Raw genomic sequence first — 15,499 nt, 5'->3', positions numbered from 1 at the left:
TGACCCCATTGCTCATTTTTCACAAAGGGGTCAGACCCCTTTGTGAAATGGTTTGCCCCATACGGTGATGATGTTGTTTGCGGCCGCTTCTTTAAAAGCGTTTCTTGTGTCTATAATCAGTTTGGCGTGCTCGGCGATCCACTTGTAATCGTACGCTGAATGATTTGTCAAAAGCAGCACGCAGTCAAAGTCACTGAGTATCCGGCTGTTAAGCTCCTCCGAAACCGAAACGAGGAGGCGCCCTTTCAGATCACGCAACTGAGGGATATGAGGGTCGTTAAAAGATACCGCGGCCCCCTTCTTTTCAAGTAACTCATATATTTCAAGACCAGGAGATTCCCTGTAATCATTTGTATCAGGTTTGTATGCCATTCCGAGTAAAAGAATTTTTGCGCCGTTAAGATCTATAGCGTGATTCTTCAGCACATCTGCCGTTTTATTGACAATCCGGGCAGGCATCGACCTGTTGATATCCTGTGCTAAATCGATATACCGGCTGTGAAAGTTCACGCTTTTCCCTTTCCACGATAAGTAGACAGGGTCTACAGGGATGCAATGCCCGCCGGTTCCAGGGCCTGGCATAAAAGGCATAAATCCGAACGGTTTCGTACTTGCCGCTTCGATCGCTTCCCACATATCCACTTCCAATTTTTCAGCGAGCAGCGCCATCTCATTTACAAAGCCGATATTAATACTGCGGAACGTATTTTCCAGCAGTTTAGCCATCTCGGCAATTTTTGGTGAAGAAACCGGAACGAGAGTATCTATTGCATCTTTGTATAAGCACATAGCTAATTCCGTGCACCCATCGGTTATTCCCCCGATAATTTTCGGGGTATTTTTTGTGTTATACCGGGAGTTTGCCGGATCGATCCTTTCCGGTGAAAAACATAGAAAGTAGTCCTTTCCGGCACTGAGACCGTCTTCTGCCAGCTTTTGCTCTATCAATTCTTCTGTCGTTCCCGGGTAAGAAGTACTTTCTAAAATAAGCAGCTTTCCTCTGAAGTCATGTTTCCTTATATGTTTTACTGTCTCCTTAATCATACTGACATCAGGCTCCTGAGACTCTGTTAAAGGGGTAGGCACACAGATGATCAGACTGTCCAGATCATTGATTATCTCAAAATGCTCCGAAAAAATAAGTTTCCCATTTTTAACCGCCTCAAGCATTTCCTCACTTGGCACTCCTGGCATCGTCGGCTTCCCATGGCGATAGGATTCCAATTTATCTCTGTTAATATCAATACCTGTCACGGTGTACCCCTTTTTCATCAGTTCCATTGCTAAAGGCAGGCCGGCGTATCCTAGACCAATAACCCCTACTTTAGCCGTTCTGTCAGCTAACTTCCGTTTAAGCTGAGTAAAGCAGCCGTTCTCTTCCATAGTTATGACCCTCTTTCACCCGCCTGTTGGGAGAAATTCTTTATAGTTACTATACGCCGGATTTCCGCGTCTGTTCATTTCCTGTAAAAAATGAGAGAGGCGTATTTCCAGGCTGCAGCACATACTTTTTAAAAGAAAGGTTATTACTGTTCAGGGGGGTGCAGGATGATTTCGGCCATTACGTGTACGATGAGGGAAGAGTGTATGGAAAATGTCTTTAAAAACTATCAAAGCCAGAACGTCGCTGAAAAAGAACTGATTGTCATTTTAAATAAAAACACAATAAAGATAGAAGATTGGAAAAAGTATGCTGAGAGCTTCACGAATGTGTCTGTTTATCAGCTCGATGAAAGCTTCTCATTGGGAGCCTGTTTAAACTTCGGCGCAGAAAAAGCCGCTTACAATATTGTGGCTAAGATGGATGACGATGATTACTACGGACCTGACTATTTAAGTGAAGCTGTGAAAGTGTTCGAGAATGAAAAGATCTTCATTGCAGGGAAACGGGCCTATTATATTTATTTTGAAGGAAGCAATCATCTGCGGCTGTTAGGAGCTAATTATCAGCATAAGTTCGTCAACCATGTGGCAGGCGCAACAATTATTGCGAGAAAAGAAGTCGTGCAAGACGTCCCTTTTAATGACCGCGAAACAGGTACGGATACAGATTTTTTGAAAAGGTGTAAACAGAAAGGATATAAAATTTACTCTATCAGTAAACATTCTTTTGCCGTCATCCGGCGGGAAGATGTGCAGAGCCACACATGGAAAATAACCGAAAAGGAGTTAACCATGTTATCAAAACACGTCCCATTCGCCGGCGACTTCAGAAAAACAGTTGATAATTCCCAGTAAATGGGGGGACAGACCCCCCATTTACTGGGAAAGTTCAGGGTTGTGGCGTTTGATATGATGGAGGGCGTGCATCAGCGAAAACTGGAGAGCGGTCATAATGTAGCCATAGAGGATGATTCCAGCTATTATTGCTGGCAAAACAGGCACCTGGCTGAGTGTCAGCCCGAAAATGGCGTTTGTGAGACCCATAATAAAAAGGACAGCCAAGGTGTCTGAGATGCCTCGTTTAAAATATTTAAAGGCCTTAGACAAAGCTTCAGTTACCGGCAGATCATCAACAATTAAAGTGAATTCCCAGTAAATAAACATTACCCGCAGCAGGATAATGGCTATAAAACTGAGGATGATACCAGGCAGCCCCAGTCCAATAGATAACGCCCATACCGGCAGGCTGGCCAATAAGATTAACAAAATAAGCCCTAAATAGCGGAACCAGAATTTCTTCCCAAACTGAAGGAAAGATTTAAACGAGGTCTCTTTATTTGTAACCCCATGATGGAGTAAGCCGATAAAACCTGCTTCAATAGCAATACCTATAACGAGTAACAGCAGAAAAACAATCAGCATTAATCCGGGAGTAAAAAATGCCGGCAGCCGTCCGTCAATCTGAAACGAGAACAGGCTGATTTGTTCACTGAAGACATTGTCCAGTGACGGGAGGCCAGGTGCCACGCTCAACTGCAGGGATAATTGGCTGGCTGCATGATACCCGCCGAGAAGAACCGCAGCAATTATACTGGTTAAATCAATAAGTATAGGATACAGTGCCACTTTTAAGTTAGAATGGAGAGTATGAAAACCTTGTCCTATCATAAAAAAACTCCTTTATGGTGAGAGTAAGCTTCTTACATATTACAGCTGACCTTGTCCTGCAGATACGACTTGGTCTGCTGTCAGCCCATGAGAGGTGTTTAATAAAAATAATTGAAGGGAAAATTACAAGAGGTTACAAGTACGTGTTTAGTTTACAGGAGGTTTCAAATGGTTTCAAAACAGTCGCTTTTATTAACACAAAATGATATTCACACACCCGACATCCACCCGGACTGGTTTAAGAAAGAATATTCTACCTTTAGCCAGATCGTAACGAAAAAAGACTTTCCCTGTTACTTCGGCCAGAAAGCCGAAAACAAGGGTGAACTCCGCTATTCTTACATCTCTCATAATGACTGGTCCACCCTCCCGGACACATTAAGTGATTTTTTAACGTTATTCAATAAACCTAAGCTGACGCGACATGGGTTATTTGTATTCGTGGAGCCGGAAAAGGAAGAAAAAAGCATTGAGTATTACCGGGCTTATTTTTGGGAGATTCTTCAGTACCTGCACCATAAAGATCCATCTTCATGGCCTGACGATCAGCCGGCTGATCCGGAACATTATCTGTGGGATTACCATTTCCAGCAGGAGCCCATATTTGTTTTTGGCAATGCGCCTGCATATAAACAAAGAAAGACGCGGGATCTTGGAAACAGTTTAATTCTTGGTTTTCAGCCCCGGCGAATATTTGAAGGACTTGAAGGAACTGAACCTGGCGGCGCCATGTCCAGAGAAAAGGTAAGAAAGCGTGTGGAAGAGTGGGACAAGCTGCCCACACATCCTGATATCAGCCATTACGGGGATCCGGAGCACAACGAATGGAAACAATTTTTTATTGGTGATGATGCAGAGCCGATTGAAGGGAAATGCCCATTCAGTGTTAAAAAATAATAGCTCTCTTAAAAGCACATTCCTAAGATGGGATGTGCTTTTTGTTGCGAGCCTTGCCAATGTATATGTTACAAAAAACCAAAATTCAGTTTACGGCAAAGGATTTTTCCCTTTTTTGTGGAAAGGTTCTTAGAGAGGCTGACTCACATATCGCCTCTAATTGCTTAAAAACAGATTGGAGTGAACGTGCTGTGGAACGGAAAGCAGAACCTTTTAAAATTAAAATGGTGGAACCCATTAAAATGATTTCAAGGGAAGAAAGAGAAGCGGCATTAAAAGAAGCTGGGTATAACCCATTTTCATTAAAATCAGACGATGTGTATATTGATTTGTTAACGGACAGCGGAACCGGTGCGATGAGTGATAACCAGTGGGCAGGAATGATGTCAGGAGATGAATCCTACGCCGGGAGCCGCAATTATTATCATCTAAAGGAAACCGTAGAAGATATCATCGGCTACCCTTATGTGATTCCAACTCACCAGGGGCGCGGAGCAGAACAGGTCCTTTTTCCGCTTATCATCAAAAAAGACCAGTATGTGTTAAGTAACTGGCATTTCGATACGACCCGGGCACATGTGGATTTATCCGGCGGGAGAGCGATTGATGCGGTTACTGAAAAAGCTTTTGACACAACAACCCCTCACGATTTTAAAGGAGACTTTGATCTTGTTAAACTCGAACAGCTGATTCAAGAGAAGAAACCTGAAAATATCGGCATGATCATTATTACCATTACAAACAACAGTGCCGGCGGACAGCCTGTATCGATGCAGAATATTAAAGACGTCTCCCGGATGGCAAAAAGGTATGGAATCACCACAATTATGGATGCTGCGCGCTTTTCTGAAAACGCTTACTTCATTAAAAAACGGGAGCCTGGCTACGAGAACCATTCCATCACGGACATTATTAAAGAAATGTTCTCCTATACAGAAGCACTGACAATGAGTGCAAAGAAAGACGGGCTCGTTAATATTGGCGGCCTCTTAGCCTTCAGAGGTGACAGAAAAGAACTGTTTGAAAAGGCGAGGGCAATGGTGGTGCCTCTCGAAGGATTCCCTACATACGGCGGTTTAGCAGGACGGGATATGGAAGCACTGGCCCGGGGGCTGGAAGAAGGTACAGATGAAGATTATCTTGCCTACCGGATCCATCAGGTTGAGTATCTCGGACATAAGCTTTCAGAAGGAGGCATTCCTATTCAATCACCGCCAGGCGGGCATGCGATTTTTGTAGATGCTAAGAAAATTCTCCCCCATATTCCTGCCAGCCAGTTTCCCGGACAGGTGCTGGCCAATGAGCTTTATCTGGAAGCAGGAGTCCGCGGTGTGGAGATAGGTTCCTTATTAATGGGACGGGACGCTGAAACAGGAGAACAGCTGGACAGCCCGCTTGAACTGCTTCGCCTGACGATTCCAAGACGCGTGTATACGTATAATCATATGGACGTCATTGCTAAAGGGTTAATAGCCATTAAAGACCGTGCCCACACGCTAAAAGGATTGACCTTTACTTACGAACCGGAAGTGCTGCGGCATTTTACAGCAAAAATGGAACCTGTGGACTAACTTAATGGAATGTATGCGGCTGATCACTTAAACAGGTGGTCAGCTTTTCTTATGCACTGGAACAGACACGAATGGCTGAGCACCTTTTGTTTGAACCACCCGGCTCTAAGGGAATCGCCTCAGTGAAACGATAAAGAATTGACCACTTCATCGAAAAATATAAGGAGGAATCCATATGAAAGCTATTATGATTGACAATTATGGAAGCAGACAGGAGTTGAAGGAAAGGGAAATAGATACACCCTCTTTAAAAGAAAGCCAGGTACTCGTTGAACTTCACGCAACTTCCATTAACCCGATTGACTGGAAAGTAAGGGAAGGGTATTTAAAAGAAATGCTCCCGTTTGATTTTCCAATTATATTGGGTTGGGACGCAGCTGGAGTAGTAATAGAAACAGGCAGCAGAGTAACAGATTTTAAGGTTGGCGACCGGGTTTTTTCGCGGCCGGACACCACACGGGAGGGGACTTATGCGGAGTATGCCGCTGTAGACGCACATCTCCTTGCCCATATGCCTGAAAAAATGAGTTTTGAAGAAGCGGCTGCCATTCCTCTTGCCGGATTAACGGCATGGCAGTGTTTGACTGAATTTAAGAGTATAAAAGAAGGGGACCATGTCCTTATTCATGCCGGCGCCGGCGGAGTAGGAAATTTTGCGATACAGATAGCCAAAAACATGGGAGCCTATGTGACCACAACAGCAAGCGGTAAAAACGCTGACTTCTTATATTCGCTCGGGGCTGATAAAGTCATTGATTACAAGAATGAAGATTTCAGTGAGACTCTTTCTGATGTTGATTTCGTTCTTGACGCCGTTGGAGGAGAGGTCCAGTCAAAAAGTTATCATGTGTTAAAACAGGACGGCCTGCTCGTTTCCATCGTGGAACCGCCGTCTGAAGATGAGGCTGGCAAGCACCATGTCCACGCTCATTTCCACTGGCTTGAACCTGACGGCGATCAGCTGCAAAAACTGGCCGGTCTTTATGAACAAGATAAAGTGAAGCCCGTAGTAGGAACGACATTCGATTTTAATGAAGAGTCTCTTCAGGAGGCGCATGCCTTGAGTGAATCGACTCATGCCCGGGGAAAAATTGTGATTCAGATTAAAAAGTAAAATAAAAAGGGCGCTGTAAATTTTAGTTAATTAGTGGAAAAAGGGGATCTGTCGGCGAAAATAGGGTTCTATCAGCGGAAAAAGGGGTTCAATCGGCGAAAAGTGCGGTCCAATCAGCGAAAAAGCGATTCAATTAGCGAAAAGTGCGATTCAATCAGCGAAAATGCGGTTCTCTCAGCGAAAATGCGATTCAATCGGCGAAAAGTGCGATTCAATCAGTGAAAATGCGATTCAATCGGCGAAAAGTGCGATTCAATCAGCGAAAATGCGATTCAATCGGCGAAAAGTGCGGTCCAATCAGCGAAAATAGGATTCTATCAGCGAAAAAGCGATTCAATCAGCGAAAAGCGCCCCCTCCTGCCAGTATATTAACAACAAAATCAAAAAAGAGACATCTGCCTTTTTAAGCAGGTGTCTCTTTTGCTTCTATATGGTCCGCCTTCGCCTTATGATTCCTCCGGCCTGAAGGCATCTTTAGGAATAGACACGTGGATGCCTTTATTTTCGTTGACAACCTGGGTAATGTGAAAATCAGCTGCAACAGCTAAAAAGGAATACGCGTCACTTGCAGAGAGGTTATAAAAATCCTGTAAGAACCCGATTGTGCTGAGAGAGCCGATTTTTGCCGCTTCATTCAGGTCAGGGTTAAACGCGTGAACCATCCAGTGATTATTCGTTTCAAGCAGCGGAAGTGAGAATGAGAAATCTTTTCTGACTTTGACTCTGATTAGACAGTTTAATGAGGCTTCCACACCTGTTCCGTTCAGTTCACTGTCACCCTGAGCGAGGTGGGAATCACCGAGAGATAAGAGAGCGCCTTTATTTTGGACAGGATAGTACATCGTCGTGTCAGCGCCTATTCTCCAGTTATCAATATTGCCTCCGAAATACGAAGGAGGGATCGTGCTGACGGGCCCGGACTCTGCTGGGGCGACTGCTATTGTGCCAATATGAAGCCTTGCCGGAATCTGCATGTTTGGCAGCGTCTGCTTTCTGTCTGTTTCCTCAGGCTCGAGTATTTTGCCGTTGACATAATAAGGTCCCGGGTACGTGTAAGCAAATTTAGGTGTCAGCCATTTACCTTTCTCGTCTATCTCATAAATGGTCACTTGTTCATTTCCATTATATTTTTCTTCATCAAATAAAAAGCCCCATGGAGCTGACAAATTTGACCCGTATGGAAGTCTTGGCTCCAAATCAAGAATCTGCACTTCGAGCATATCTCCCGGTTCGGCGCCTTCGACTTTAATTGGCCCTGTCATCAGGTGGGGGCCGGGTTTACGTGTCTCTTCAGGAATCTCCTCGTAAATCTTTTTAATTCCTTCGTCCATTAGTAAATCCGGCGCATCGCCGGCGTGGTGTGTGACAGTTTCTACATAAACAAAATCTCCGGAATTGACTGTAAGAGCCGGTTCCAAAGAGTTATCGAAATAACCCCAGTGCACAGTGTCTGGAGTAGCTTCCAGCGTATGGATCCTGGCATCTTTAATTTGATCTGCCAGAGATGATTTGAAAGGGGAATAGCGCATAGTTTTAACCTCCAGTTGAAATAAATGTGTACAGACTCTTTTCCCTGAACGAAAGCTGACCTAAACAAAGATAAGTAAAAGCCTGATTAGCCAAGCTGAAAAAATCACAAAAGGATTACTATTTAAATATTCAAATAAACAGTTTTTTCCTATATACTGAATATCAAATAGTTTCGCTTTACGAAATATAATGAGGATTCACGCGTTGAAATTTTATTCTGGATTTAGAAAGGGGAATTTGATGAGTGCTAAGAAAACATTAACCCGTGCGGAGATCCCGGTCGAACAGACTTGGAATCTGAAAGATCTTTTTGAAACGGAGGATGCCTGGAAAACAGAAATGGAGGGGCTGCGAAAGGAGATAGAAACGGTGACCCGGTATAAAGGGCGCCTCGCTGAGAGTGCGGGAACATTACTCGACTGTCTGCTTGCGCAGGATGCTTTGAACGAGCGTGTCATGCGTGTCACTGCATTTGCCCACCTGCGCCAGTCAGAAGATGGATCAGACCCGGTTAATCAGTCTAACTCTGCCCGGGTAGGAGGCCTGCTGTCTGAAATTAGCGCCGAGACGTCATTTATTAAATCGGAAATTCTTGAATTGGATAAGGAAACAGTGGACAGATACATACAGGAGAAGCCTGAGTTGGAAGATTTCCGCAAAAATCTGATGGACGTGCTGGAAACAAAGCCGCATAAGCTTTCTCCAGAAGCGGAAGAAGTACTCGCTGCGTTCAGCGAAATCCATCAGGCCCCTTTTATGATTTATGAAAGGAGCAAAACTTCGGATATGCGTTTCTCTTCATTTACTGTGAAGGATGGAAAGGAATATCCGCTGACTTTTAATTCCTTCCCTGCTTATGAAGGCTCGCCTGATACAGAGGTCCGGCGAAAAGCTTATGAGTCATTTACGGAAACTCTTGAGCAATACAAACATACGTATGCTGCGACGTATGCGACTGAAGTAAAAAAGCAGGTCACAGAAGCCCGGCTTCGAAACTATGAGTCCGTCACAGACATGCTTCTGCACGAGCAGGAAGTGTCCCAAAAAATGTATCACAACCAGTTAGACACGATTCAGTCTGAATTAGCGCCGCACATGCGCCGGTTCGCAAAATTGAAGCAGCGTATGCTCGGACTCGAAACGATGCGTTTCTGTGATTTAAAAGCTCCGTTGGATCCTGAATTTGATCCGCCGATGACATATGATGAAGCTTGCAGCCTGATCCTCGATTCCCTTCAGGTGATGGGGCCTGAATATATGGAATTTATGGAGCAGGGGGTGCGCAACCGCTGGGTTGACAGGGCTGATAATGTCGGCAAAAGATCGGGTGCTTTCTGTTCGAGTCCTTACGGCGTTCACCCTTATATTTTATTGACATGGCATGATTCTATGAGAGATGCTTTTACTTTGGCGCATGAACTTGGCCATGCCGGCCATTTCGCACTTGCCGGGCGTTACCAGAAAATCTCGAACACCCGGCCATCCAGGTACTTTATAGAGGCTCCGTCCACGATGAACGAGATGCTGCTGAGCCGGCATATCCTTGATCAGCCTAACGATGCCCGGATGCGCAGGTGGGTCATTCTTCAGTCGCTAGGTACGTATTACCATAATTTTGTGACTCATATTCTCGAAGGCGAACTTCAGCGACGTATTTATGAGTTAGCGGACAATGGCACGCCTGTCACCGCGCAGATTTTATGTGAGCAAAAATCAGACCTGCTGTCGGATTTCTGGGGCGACTCCGTAGAAATAGATGAAGGGGCGGGTCTGACATGGATGCGTCAGCCTCACTATTATATGGGCCTCTATCCATATACGTATTCAGCGGGTCTGACGGCGTCCACTGCAGCCGCTCAGATGATTCAGGAAGAAGGCCAGCCAGCTGTTGACCGTTGGCTGTCGGCTCTAAAAGCAGGAGGAACGATGAAGCCGCTTCAGTTAATGCAGCAAGCCGGTGTAGATATGTCCACCCCTGAACCGATTCAGCAGGCGGTCGCTTATGTAGGCTCATTAGTTGATGAGCTTGAAAAAAGCTTTTAATTTTCATTAGGATCACAAGCCACCAGGCGGGAAACAGACCAAAGGCCAATCAGTTTTTCTGATTAGCCTTTGTCTTTCCCCGCTGGAGTAGACCGTCTTTCGCTTCTTTGATTGTTGTTAAATCATTACAGAAAGACACCCCCTGCCTTATTCAAGGAGGGGGTGTCGACAATTTCAGGCCAATCAGATCCGGCGCCGCGCTTCCTGCTGTTAAGGCAGGAAGTTGACGGCCCCGTCTTCACTGATTTCTATAGTCGAGTAGCTTTCAAACGTTTCCGCGTTTGTAATGTCATGGTCATCCGGCCGTGAAAAGCTTTCCATATACTGCTGGTACTCCTGAGGGCTTTTAATGAGATGGTAAAAATAAATCATTTTGCCATCGACGATGTCACTGCCTCTTAAAGCAATTCTGTCGTGGAAATGGTTTTTAAACCATTGTCTTGCTTCATCATGGCTTTGAAAATTAGGCATCTCATTATAAACCGATTCAATATCTAAATTCATGGTTATCCACTCCCTTCCTGCTGATGTTAGTATGTCCTTTGATTTTTGTAACATACAGCATACAGAGGTGCGTCTGATATTTTTTAGACAGCAGGGGAGCGGGCTTAGCCGGCTGCGGTTCTTCCTTCATATGTGTCTTTTAGGCAACATCTGAAGAGCTGACAGAAGAATCGCCGTCTTTTTTAGCAAAACGGTTGATAATTAAGTTGATTGCGCCGTCCCCAGTCACATTTGCAGCTGTCCCGAAGCTGTCCTGGGCCATATATAACGCGATCATTAATCCGATAGCTGCTTCACTGAAACCGAGCATCGTTGTTAACACACCGAGCGCTGCCATGATTGCTCCGCCTGGCACTCCAGGGGCTGCAATCATAATGACGCCCAGCATTGCAATGACAGGAAGCATCTGGCCGAATGAAGGAACCGTGTAATCACCTAATACGGACATCACTGCGACCGCACAAGCGACGATTGTAATCACACTTCCCGACAGGTGAATCGTCGCGCATAAAGGCACGCCGAAATTGGCCACTTCTTCTCTGACATTATTTTTCTTCGTCTGTTTAAGTGTGACCGGAATAGTTGCTGCGCTGCTCATAGTTCCCAACCCTGTGAAATAAGCCGGGAGCATATTTTTTATAAGCACAAACGGGTTCCTTTTAGTAATTACTCCAGCGGTTACATATTGGAGGGTTATCCATAGCCAGTGGGCGATTACCGCGACGAGGAGCACAGTTCCAAAGACTTGAAGTGTATCAAATACAGCGCCTTCAGAGGCTAGTTCCACAAAAATACCCGCAATATAGACTGGCAGAAATGGAATGATGACTTTCGCAATCACTAAATCAATAATATTTTTGCCTTCTTCAAAAATGTTCATGAGCGTTTTACTGTTCGTTTTGGCAATGCCTATACCGAAAAGAAACGCCATAACTAAAGCGGTAATGACTCCCATCAGCGGATCAATTTCTAAAGCGAAAAACCCTTCGACACCTGAGCCTTCAGAAACAGGGCTTTCTGTGGCATTTAAAAAGGGAATGACAGTTACAGCAATGAAAAACGCGAATATACCGGCCAAAAGGGTGGAAAGGTAAGCTGTGCCTACAGTGGCGCCGACGATCTTACCTGATTTGCTGCCTAACTTCGACACTCCGGCGGCAATAAAAAATAAAATAATAAATGGAATAACAAAACCGATGAACTGGCCGAAAATATTTTTTACAGTGACAAAAAATTGGGTCACCACCCCAATATTCATCAGCCCAATTAAAATACCGGCAATAATACCAATGACTAATTTTCCAATTAATTTCATCTGTAAACCCCCCTCTATTATTTTTTAAATTTTTAAACAACTATATTTAATAATGCCTAAAAAATTTAAAATTTTCAATACTTTTCCAAATTATCAGAATATTAAATTAAAGCGCTTACATAATAAAAAAACAGTCCTGCCATTAAAGACTGAACTGTTTTATCAGAGGATGATAGGATGGCGCCTCACACAGTTATAACCTGTCTGTATAACCTTCGAAGAGTCTGCCGCCATGCGGCTCCAGTATGCGATCGATTAAGGTAATGAAAGGCACGTTGTCTCCTGTTTTTATAAAGTTTTGAAACGCCTCCTTAAATTTGGCTGCAAAATTATTATCAAAGTCAACAAGTGAGCGGTGTACCCATTTGCCATAACCGAGCCAACGGCCTTCAGTTCTCAGCAAAAATTCCGGGACTGTATCAAAAAGCTTACAGGCAGTGTAAAGTTTTTCACTGTCGTCCTTGCCTTTTTCAAGATCCTCTAATAAATCACTTATCATAAATCTTAAAAATGCCTTCTTGTCTTCAGCCCATTCATAAGGACCCGTTTTTAAACAGTCATCCGCTGACTGCTGAATATCTTTAGCCGATCCATCGTCCTTAAGGATAACCGATTCGGCAGCAATCCGCGGAATTGTCGGGATCGCTTCCATCCGGCTTACTTCTAAGGCAAAAAAGAATGAATCGGGGTGAAAAACAAACGCTTCAATTTTCCAGTCAGACGTAATGAAACATTTCCTGAAAGACCCAGACTTCGAAGGATCAAGTATAAGAATGTCCAAGTCCGAACCATCATTCAGTTCGCCTCTGGCAGCGCTCCCGCCCAGTAAGGCAACCGTACATTCAGGGAATGTATCCTCTAAAAAATTCCTCGCAGCTTTTTTTTCAGGGATTTTCATGGATGTTTGCCTCCTGAAATGAATTCATTTATCTGCCATATGATATTCATTACAGGAGCCTATGTGAATAAACCGTCTTATAGAATGATTATATAAATAAAAAGACAAAAGCAGAGACTGCTTTTGCCTTGCGTTTACAAAGGAGCTGCTGGCTCCTGGTTATTTAATGATACATCGTGAGGGGACGATTACCATTTAATATACGCAGTCCCTACAATAACTAAAAGAATAAACAGAACAACAATTAACGCAAAATCATTATATGGCTTATAGTAAGACATTCTGTATCCTCCCTTCAAAGGTGCTTTAAGAGGTGACCTCAATCCTAGTATATGCCGCGGATTTATTTTGTGAGTAGGCGTCAGTCCAAATGTATTTTCAAAAATAGCGGAAATCTCCATCTTCAGGCTGAGATGATTTCCACCTGAAGGAAGTGGGAGAAGGATTTACCGCCGGTTATACTGAGCATAGAAGAAAATAATTGAATAAGCGGGTGACTGAGTATGGATAAAATAATTGAAGTCCAAGGCATTAACAAAACGTTTTTTAAAAGAAAAACGAAAGAAAGGGTAACCGCCGTCAAAGACATTTCCTTCGATGTACACCGCGGGGAGGTTCTTGGTCTCCTGGGGCCAAACGGCGCTGGAAAAACGTCAACAATTAAGATGATCTGCGGGCTGCTGCAGCCAAATTCAGGGGCGATCTATATTAATGGGCTGGACATCCGGAAAAAGAGGCTGAAAGCGCTCCGACATATCAGCGCCGTCCTTGAGGGAAACCGGAACCTTTACTGGCGCTTAACCGTTAGGGAAAACCTGGAGTATTTCGCAGGCAACCGTGGGCTGTCCCGTAAGGAAATTGCTAGCCGGGTAGACCAGTTAATCGGCCAGTTTCGTCTTAAAGAAAAGGAAAATGAACTTGTTAACGGCTTATCGAGGGGAATGCAGCAGAAACTGGCCATTGCCGTTGCTCTGCTGGCCGAGACTCAAGTCATCTTGCTCGATGAACCGACGCTGGGGCTGGATGTAGAGATCAGCTACGAACTCCGTGAAATCATAAAAAAGGTCGCAAAAGAAGAACAGCGCACCATCATTATCAGCTCGCACGACATGCCCGTCGTCCAGGAACTGTGTGACCGGGCGATCATCATTAATAAAGGGACCGTCGTTGTGGATGAAAAAGTGAAAAATCTCCTTAAGCTTTTTGAAACGAGAGCGTATTCTATCAAACTAGGCTCAGAATTAAGCCCTTCACAGCAAAAAAAACTGGACGTATCCTTTCCGCTCAGTACGTATAAAGGATCTTCCAGGCAGCCTGTTGTTGAAGTGAATCTGGAGCGGAGCGAAGATATTTACGATTTGTTCGATATTTTTAAAGCTGAAGGAACGATTGTTGAAAGTATCGACCGTACGTCGATCGATTTCGAACAGGTATTCATGGAAATCGTGAAGGGAGAGAACAATTATGCAATGGCTTAATTTACTAACATCAAATTTCCGCAAAGAATATATAGAAATGAAACGCTACCTCCCTAATACACTCGCCTTATTACTGACTTTCTACATTATTTTTCTCGGTGCGTTTTTCGGCATTGTCTTCATTGGCGATCCTGCCAGTTTTGAAGCAAACGTCCAATATTCAATCATTAGCGTTGTGTTTTGGAGTTTAACGATGATGACGATGAACTTTATCGGCTTTTCCGTTATTACTGAAGCGATGAGAGGAACCCTTGAACAACTGTACATGTCGCCTATGGGCGTGTGGAAAATTATGCTGACCCGCATTGTCGGCCAGTTTGCCTTACAGTCCGTCCTTATGGTCATTCTCCTGTTTGCTGCTATGCTTACATCCGGCCAGTGGCTCAGTCTCAACCCTGTAACCACGATCCCTATTATACTCGTCACAATGGTAAGCATGGTCGGCGTCAGTTTTATGATTGCGGGTCTCGCTATCATTGTTAAACAAATCCAGGCTTTCTTACAGATTTTCCAATTTGTCCTAATGGGACTCGTCTTCGTTCCTTTATCTATGGCACCTTTTCTGGTTTTTGCCCCGTTTGTCAAAGGTGTCAACATGGTACGGACAGTCATGATGGAAAACTTGACATTAACCCAGCTTCCCTGGTCTGATTACGGCATTTTAGCAGCTAATTCAGCCGTGTATCTCGTGCTGGGCCTGATCGTCTTCCACCGCTGCGAAAAAATCGCCATGCAAAAAGGCCTGCTCGGGCAGTATTAGCAGTCGGGCAGGTGGGTGCCCTCGGTGTAGCAGGGAGGCTGGTGGGTGGGTGATACGTGGGTGCTACCGGTGTAACAGTCAAGTAACACCCACCAATGTATCAGGCAGAAATCGAGAGGAAACGGAAGTATAAGGGAGCTAAAAAAGAGTAACAGAGAGGTAGGTGCTACGGGTGTAACAGTCAGGTAACACCCACCAACGTATCAGGCAGAAATCATGAGGAAACAGGATTATAAGGGAGTTAGAAAAGAGTAACAGGTAGGTAGGTGATACGTGGGTGATACCGGTGTAACTGTTAGGTAACACCCACCAACGTATCAGGCAGAAATCGAGAGGAA

The 15,499-nt window shown here is 44.4% G+C and carries 14 protein-coding genes; 7 read left to right on the top strand and 7 right to left on the bottom strand.

Features of this window, described 5'->3' with window-relative positions:
• Positions 1-30: 30 nt before the first annotated feature.
• Positions 31-1,383: a nucleotide sugar dehydrogenase gene (locus tag K8O68_RS00800; RefSeq protein WP_230895044.1), complete on the bottom strand. Its 1,353-nt coding sequence runs from the start codon at positions 1,381-1,383 to the stop codon at positions 31-33.
• A 165-nt stretch (positions 1,384-1,548) separates the two neighbouring features.
• Between K8O68_RS00800 and K8O68_RS00795 the strand changes: the two genes are divergently transcribed.
• Positions 1,549-2,238: a glycosyltransferase family 2 protein gene (locus K8O68_RS00795; RefSeq protein ID WP_230895043.1), complete on the top strand. Its 690-nt coding sequence runs from the start codon at positions 1,549-1,551 to the stop codon at positions 2,236-2,238.
• 21 nt (positions 2,239-2,259) lie between these two features.
• On the opposite strand, the gene K8O68_RS00790 is transcribed toward K8O68_RS00795, so the two are convergent.
• A complete protein-coding gene (locus K8O68_RS00790) occupies positions 2,260-3,051 on the bottom strand; it encodes a hypothetical protein (RefSeq protein ID WP_230895042.1) in 792 nt (263 codons plus the stop codon).
• A gap of 168 nt (positions 3,052-3,219) precedes the next feature.
• On the opposite strand from K8O68_RS00790, the gene K8O68_RS00785 reads away from it, so the two are divergent.
• The 3 genes from K8O68_RS00785 (at position 3,220) to K8O68_RS00775 (ending at position 6,633) form a co-directional block, all read left to right on the top strand.
• Positions 3,220-3,948: a YqcI/YcgG family protein gene (locus K8O68_RS00785; protein WP_230895041.1), complete on the top strand. Its 729-nt coding sequence runs from the start codon at positions 3,220-3,222 to the stop codon at positions 3,946-3,948.
• Between the two features lie 191 nt (positions 3,949-4,139).
• Positions 4,140-5,519 carry a tryptophanase gene (locus tag K8O68_RS00780; RefSeq protein WP_230895040.1) on the top strand — a complete coding sequence of 460 codons (1,380 nt, stop codon included), beginning with the start codon at positions 4,140-4,142 and terminating at the stop codon, positions 5,517-5,519.
• A 175-nt stretch (positions 5,520-5,694) separates the two neighbouring features.
• Positions 5,695-6,633: an NADP-dependent oxidoreductase gene (locus K8O68_RS00775; RefSeq protein WP_230895039.1), complete on the top strand. Its 939-nt coding sequence runs from the start codon at positions 5,695-5,697 to the stop codon at positions 6,631-6,633.
• Positions 6,634-7,079: 446 nt separating this feature from the next.
• Here the strand turns inward: K8O68_RS00775 and K8O68_RS00770 are convergent, their stop codons facing one another.
• Positions 7,080-8,162, bottom strand: coding sequence for an acetamidase/formamidase family protein (locus K8O68_RS00770; RefSeq protein WP_230895038.1), 1,083 nt, complete (start codon positions 8,160-8,162; stop codon positions 7,080-7,082).
• 241 nt (positions 8,163-8,403) lie between these two features.
• Here K8O68_RS00770 and pepF point away from each other — a divergent pair, with 241 nt between their 5' ends.
• Entirely contained in the window at positions 8,404-10,206 is a 1,803-nt protein-coding gene (pepF, locus tag K8O68_RS00765; RefSeq protein ID WP_230895037.1) for an oligoendopeptidase F, read from the top strand.
• Between the two features lie 210 nt (positions 10,207-10,416).
• On the opposite strand, the gene K8O68_RS00760 is transcribed toward pepF, so the two are convergent.
• The 4 genes from K8O68_RS00760 to K8O68_RS00745 all read right to left on the bottom strand — a co-directional run bounded on the left by K8O68_RS00760 (position 10,417) and on the right by K8O68_RS00745 (position 13,204).
• Positions 10,417-10,710: a hypothetical protein gene (locus K8O68_RS00760; protein ID WP_230895036.1), complete on the bottom strand. Its 294-nt coding sequence runs from the start codon at positions 10,708-10,710 to the stop codon at positions 10,417-10,419.
• A 139-nt stretch (positions 10,711-10,849) separates the two neighbouring features.
• Positions 10,850-12,025, bottom strand: a complete 1,176-nt coding sequence (locus K8O68_RS00755) for a dicarboxylate/amino acid:cation symporter (protein ID WP_230895035.1) — start codon at positions 12,023-12,025, stop codon at positions 10,850-10,852.
• Between the two features lie 193 nt (positions 12,026-12,218).
• Entirely contained in the window at positions 12,219-12,923 is a 705-nt protein-coding gene (locus tag K8O68_RS00750) for a nucleotidyltransferase domain-containing protein (protein WP_230895034.1), read from the bottom strand.
• Between the two features lie 188 nt (positions 12,924-13,111).
• Positions 13,112-13,204 (bottom strand): YjcZ family sporulation protein, encoded by a 93-nt coding sequence (locus K8O68_RS00745; protein WP_230895033.1) that lies wholly within the window; start codon positions 13,202-13,204, stop codon positions 13,112-13,114.
• 222 nt (positions 13,205-13,426) lie between these two features.
• On the opposite strand from K8O68_RS00745, the gene K8O68_RS00740 reads away from it, so the two are divergent.
• Positions 13,427-14,401: an ABC transporter ATP-binding protein gene (locus K8O68_RS00740; protein ID WP_230895032.1), complete on the top strand. Its 975-nt coding sequence runs from the start codon at positions 13,427-13,429 to the stop codon at positions 14,399-14,401.
• On the top strand, positions 14,388-15,161 hold the full coding sequence (locus K8O68_RS00735) for an ABC transporter permease (RefSeq protein WP_230895031.1): 774 nt from the start codon (positions 14,388-14,390) through the stop codon (positions 15,159-15,161). Before K8O68_RS00740 ends, K8O68_RS00735 begins: the two co-directional genes overlap by 14 nt.
• The last annotated feature ends 338 nt before the right edge of the window (positions 15,162-15,499 follow it).

The organism is Salipaludibacillus sp. CUR1 (genome assembly GCF_021028955.1).
Taxonomy (GTDB): domain Bacteria; phylum Bacillota; class Bacilli; order Bacillales; family Salisediminibacteriaceae; genus Salipaludibacillus.
The sequence above is the reverse complement of the archived record's forward strand: the minus strand, read 5'-3'. Positions and strand labels throughout refer to the sequence as shown.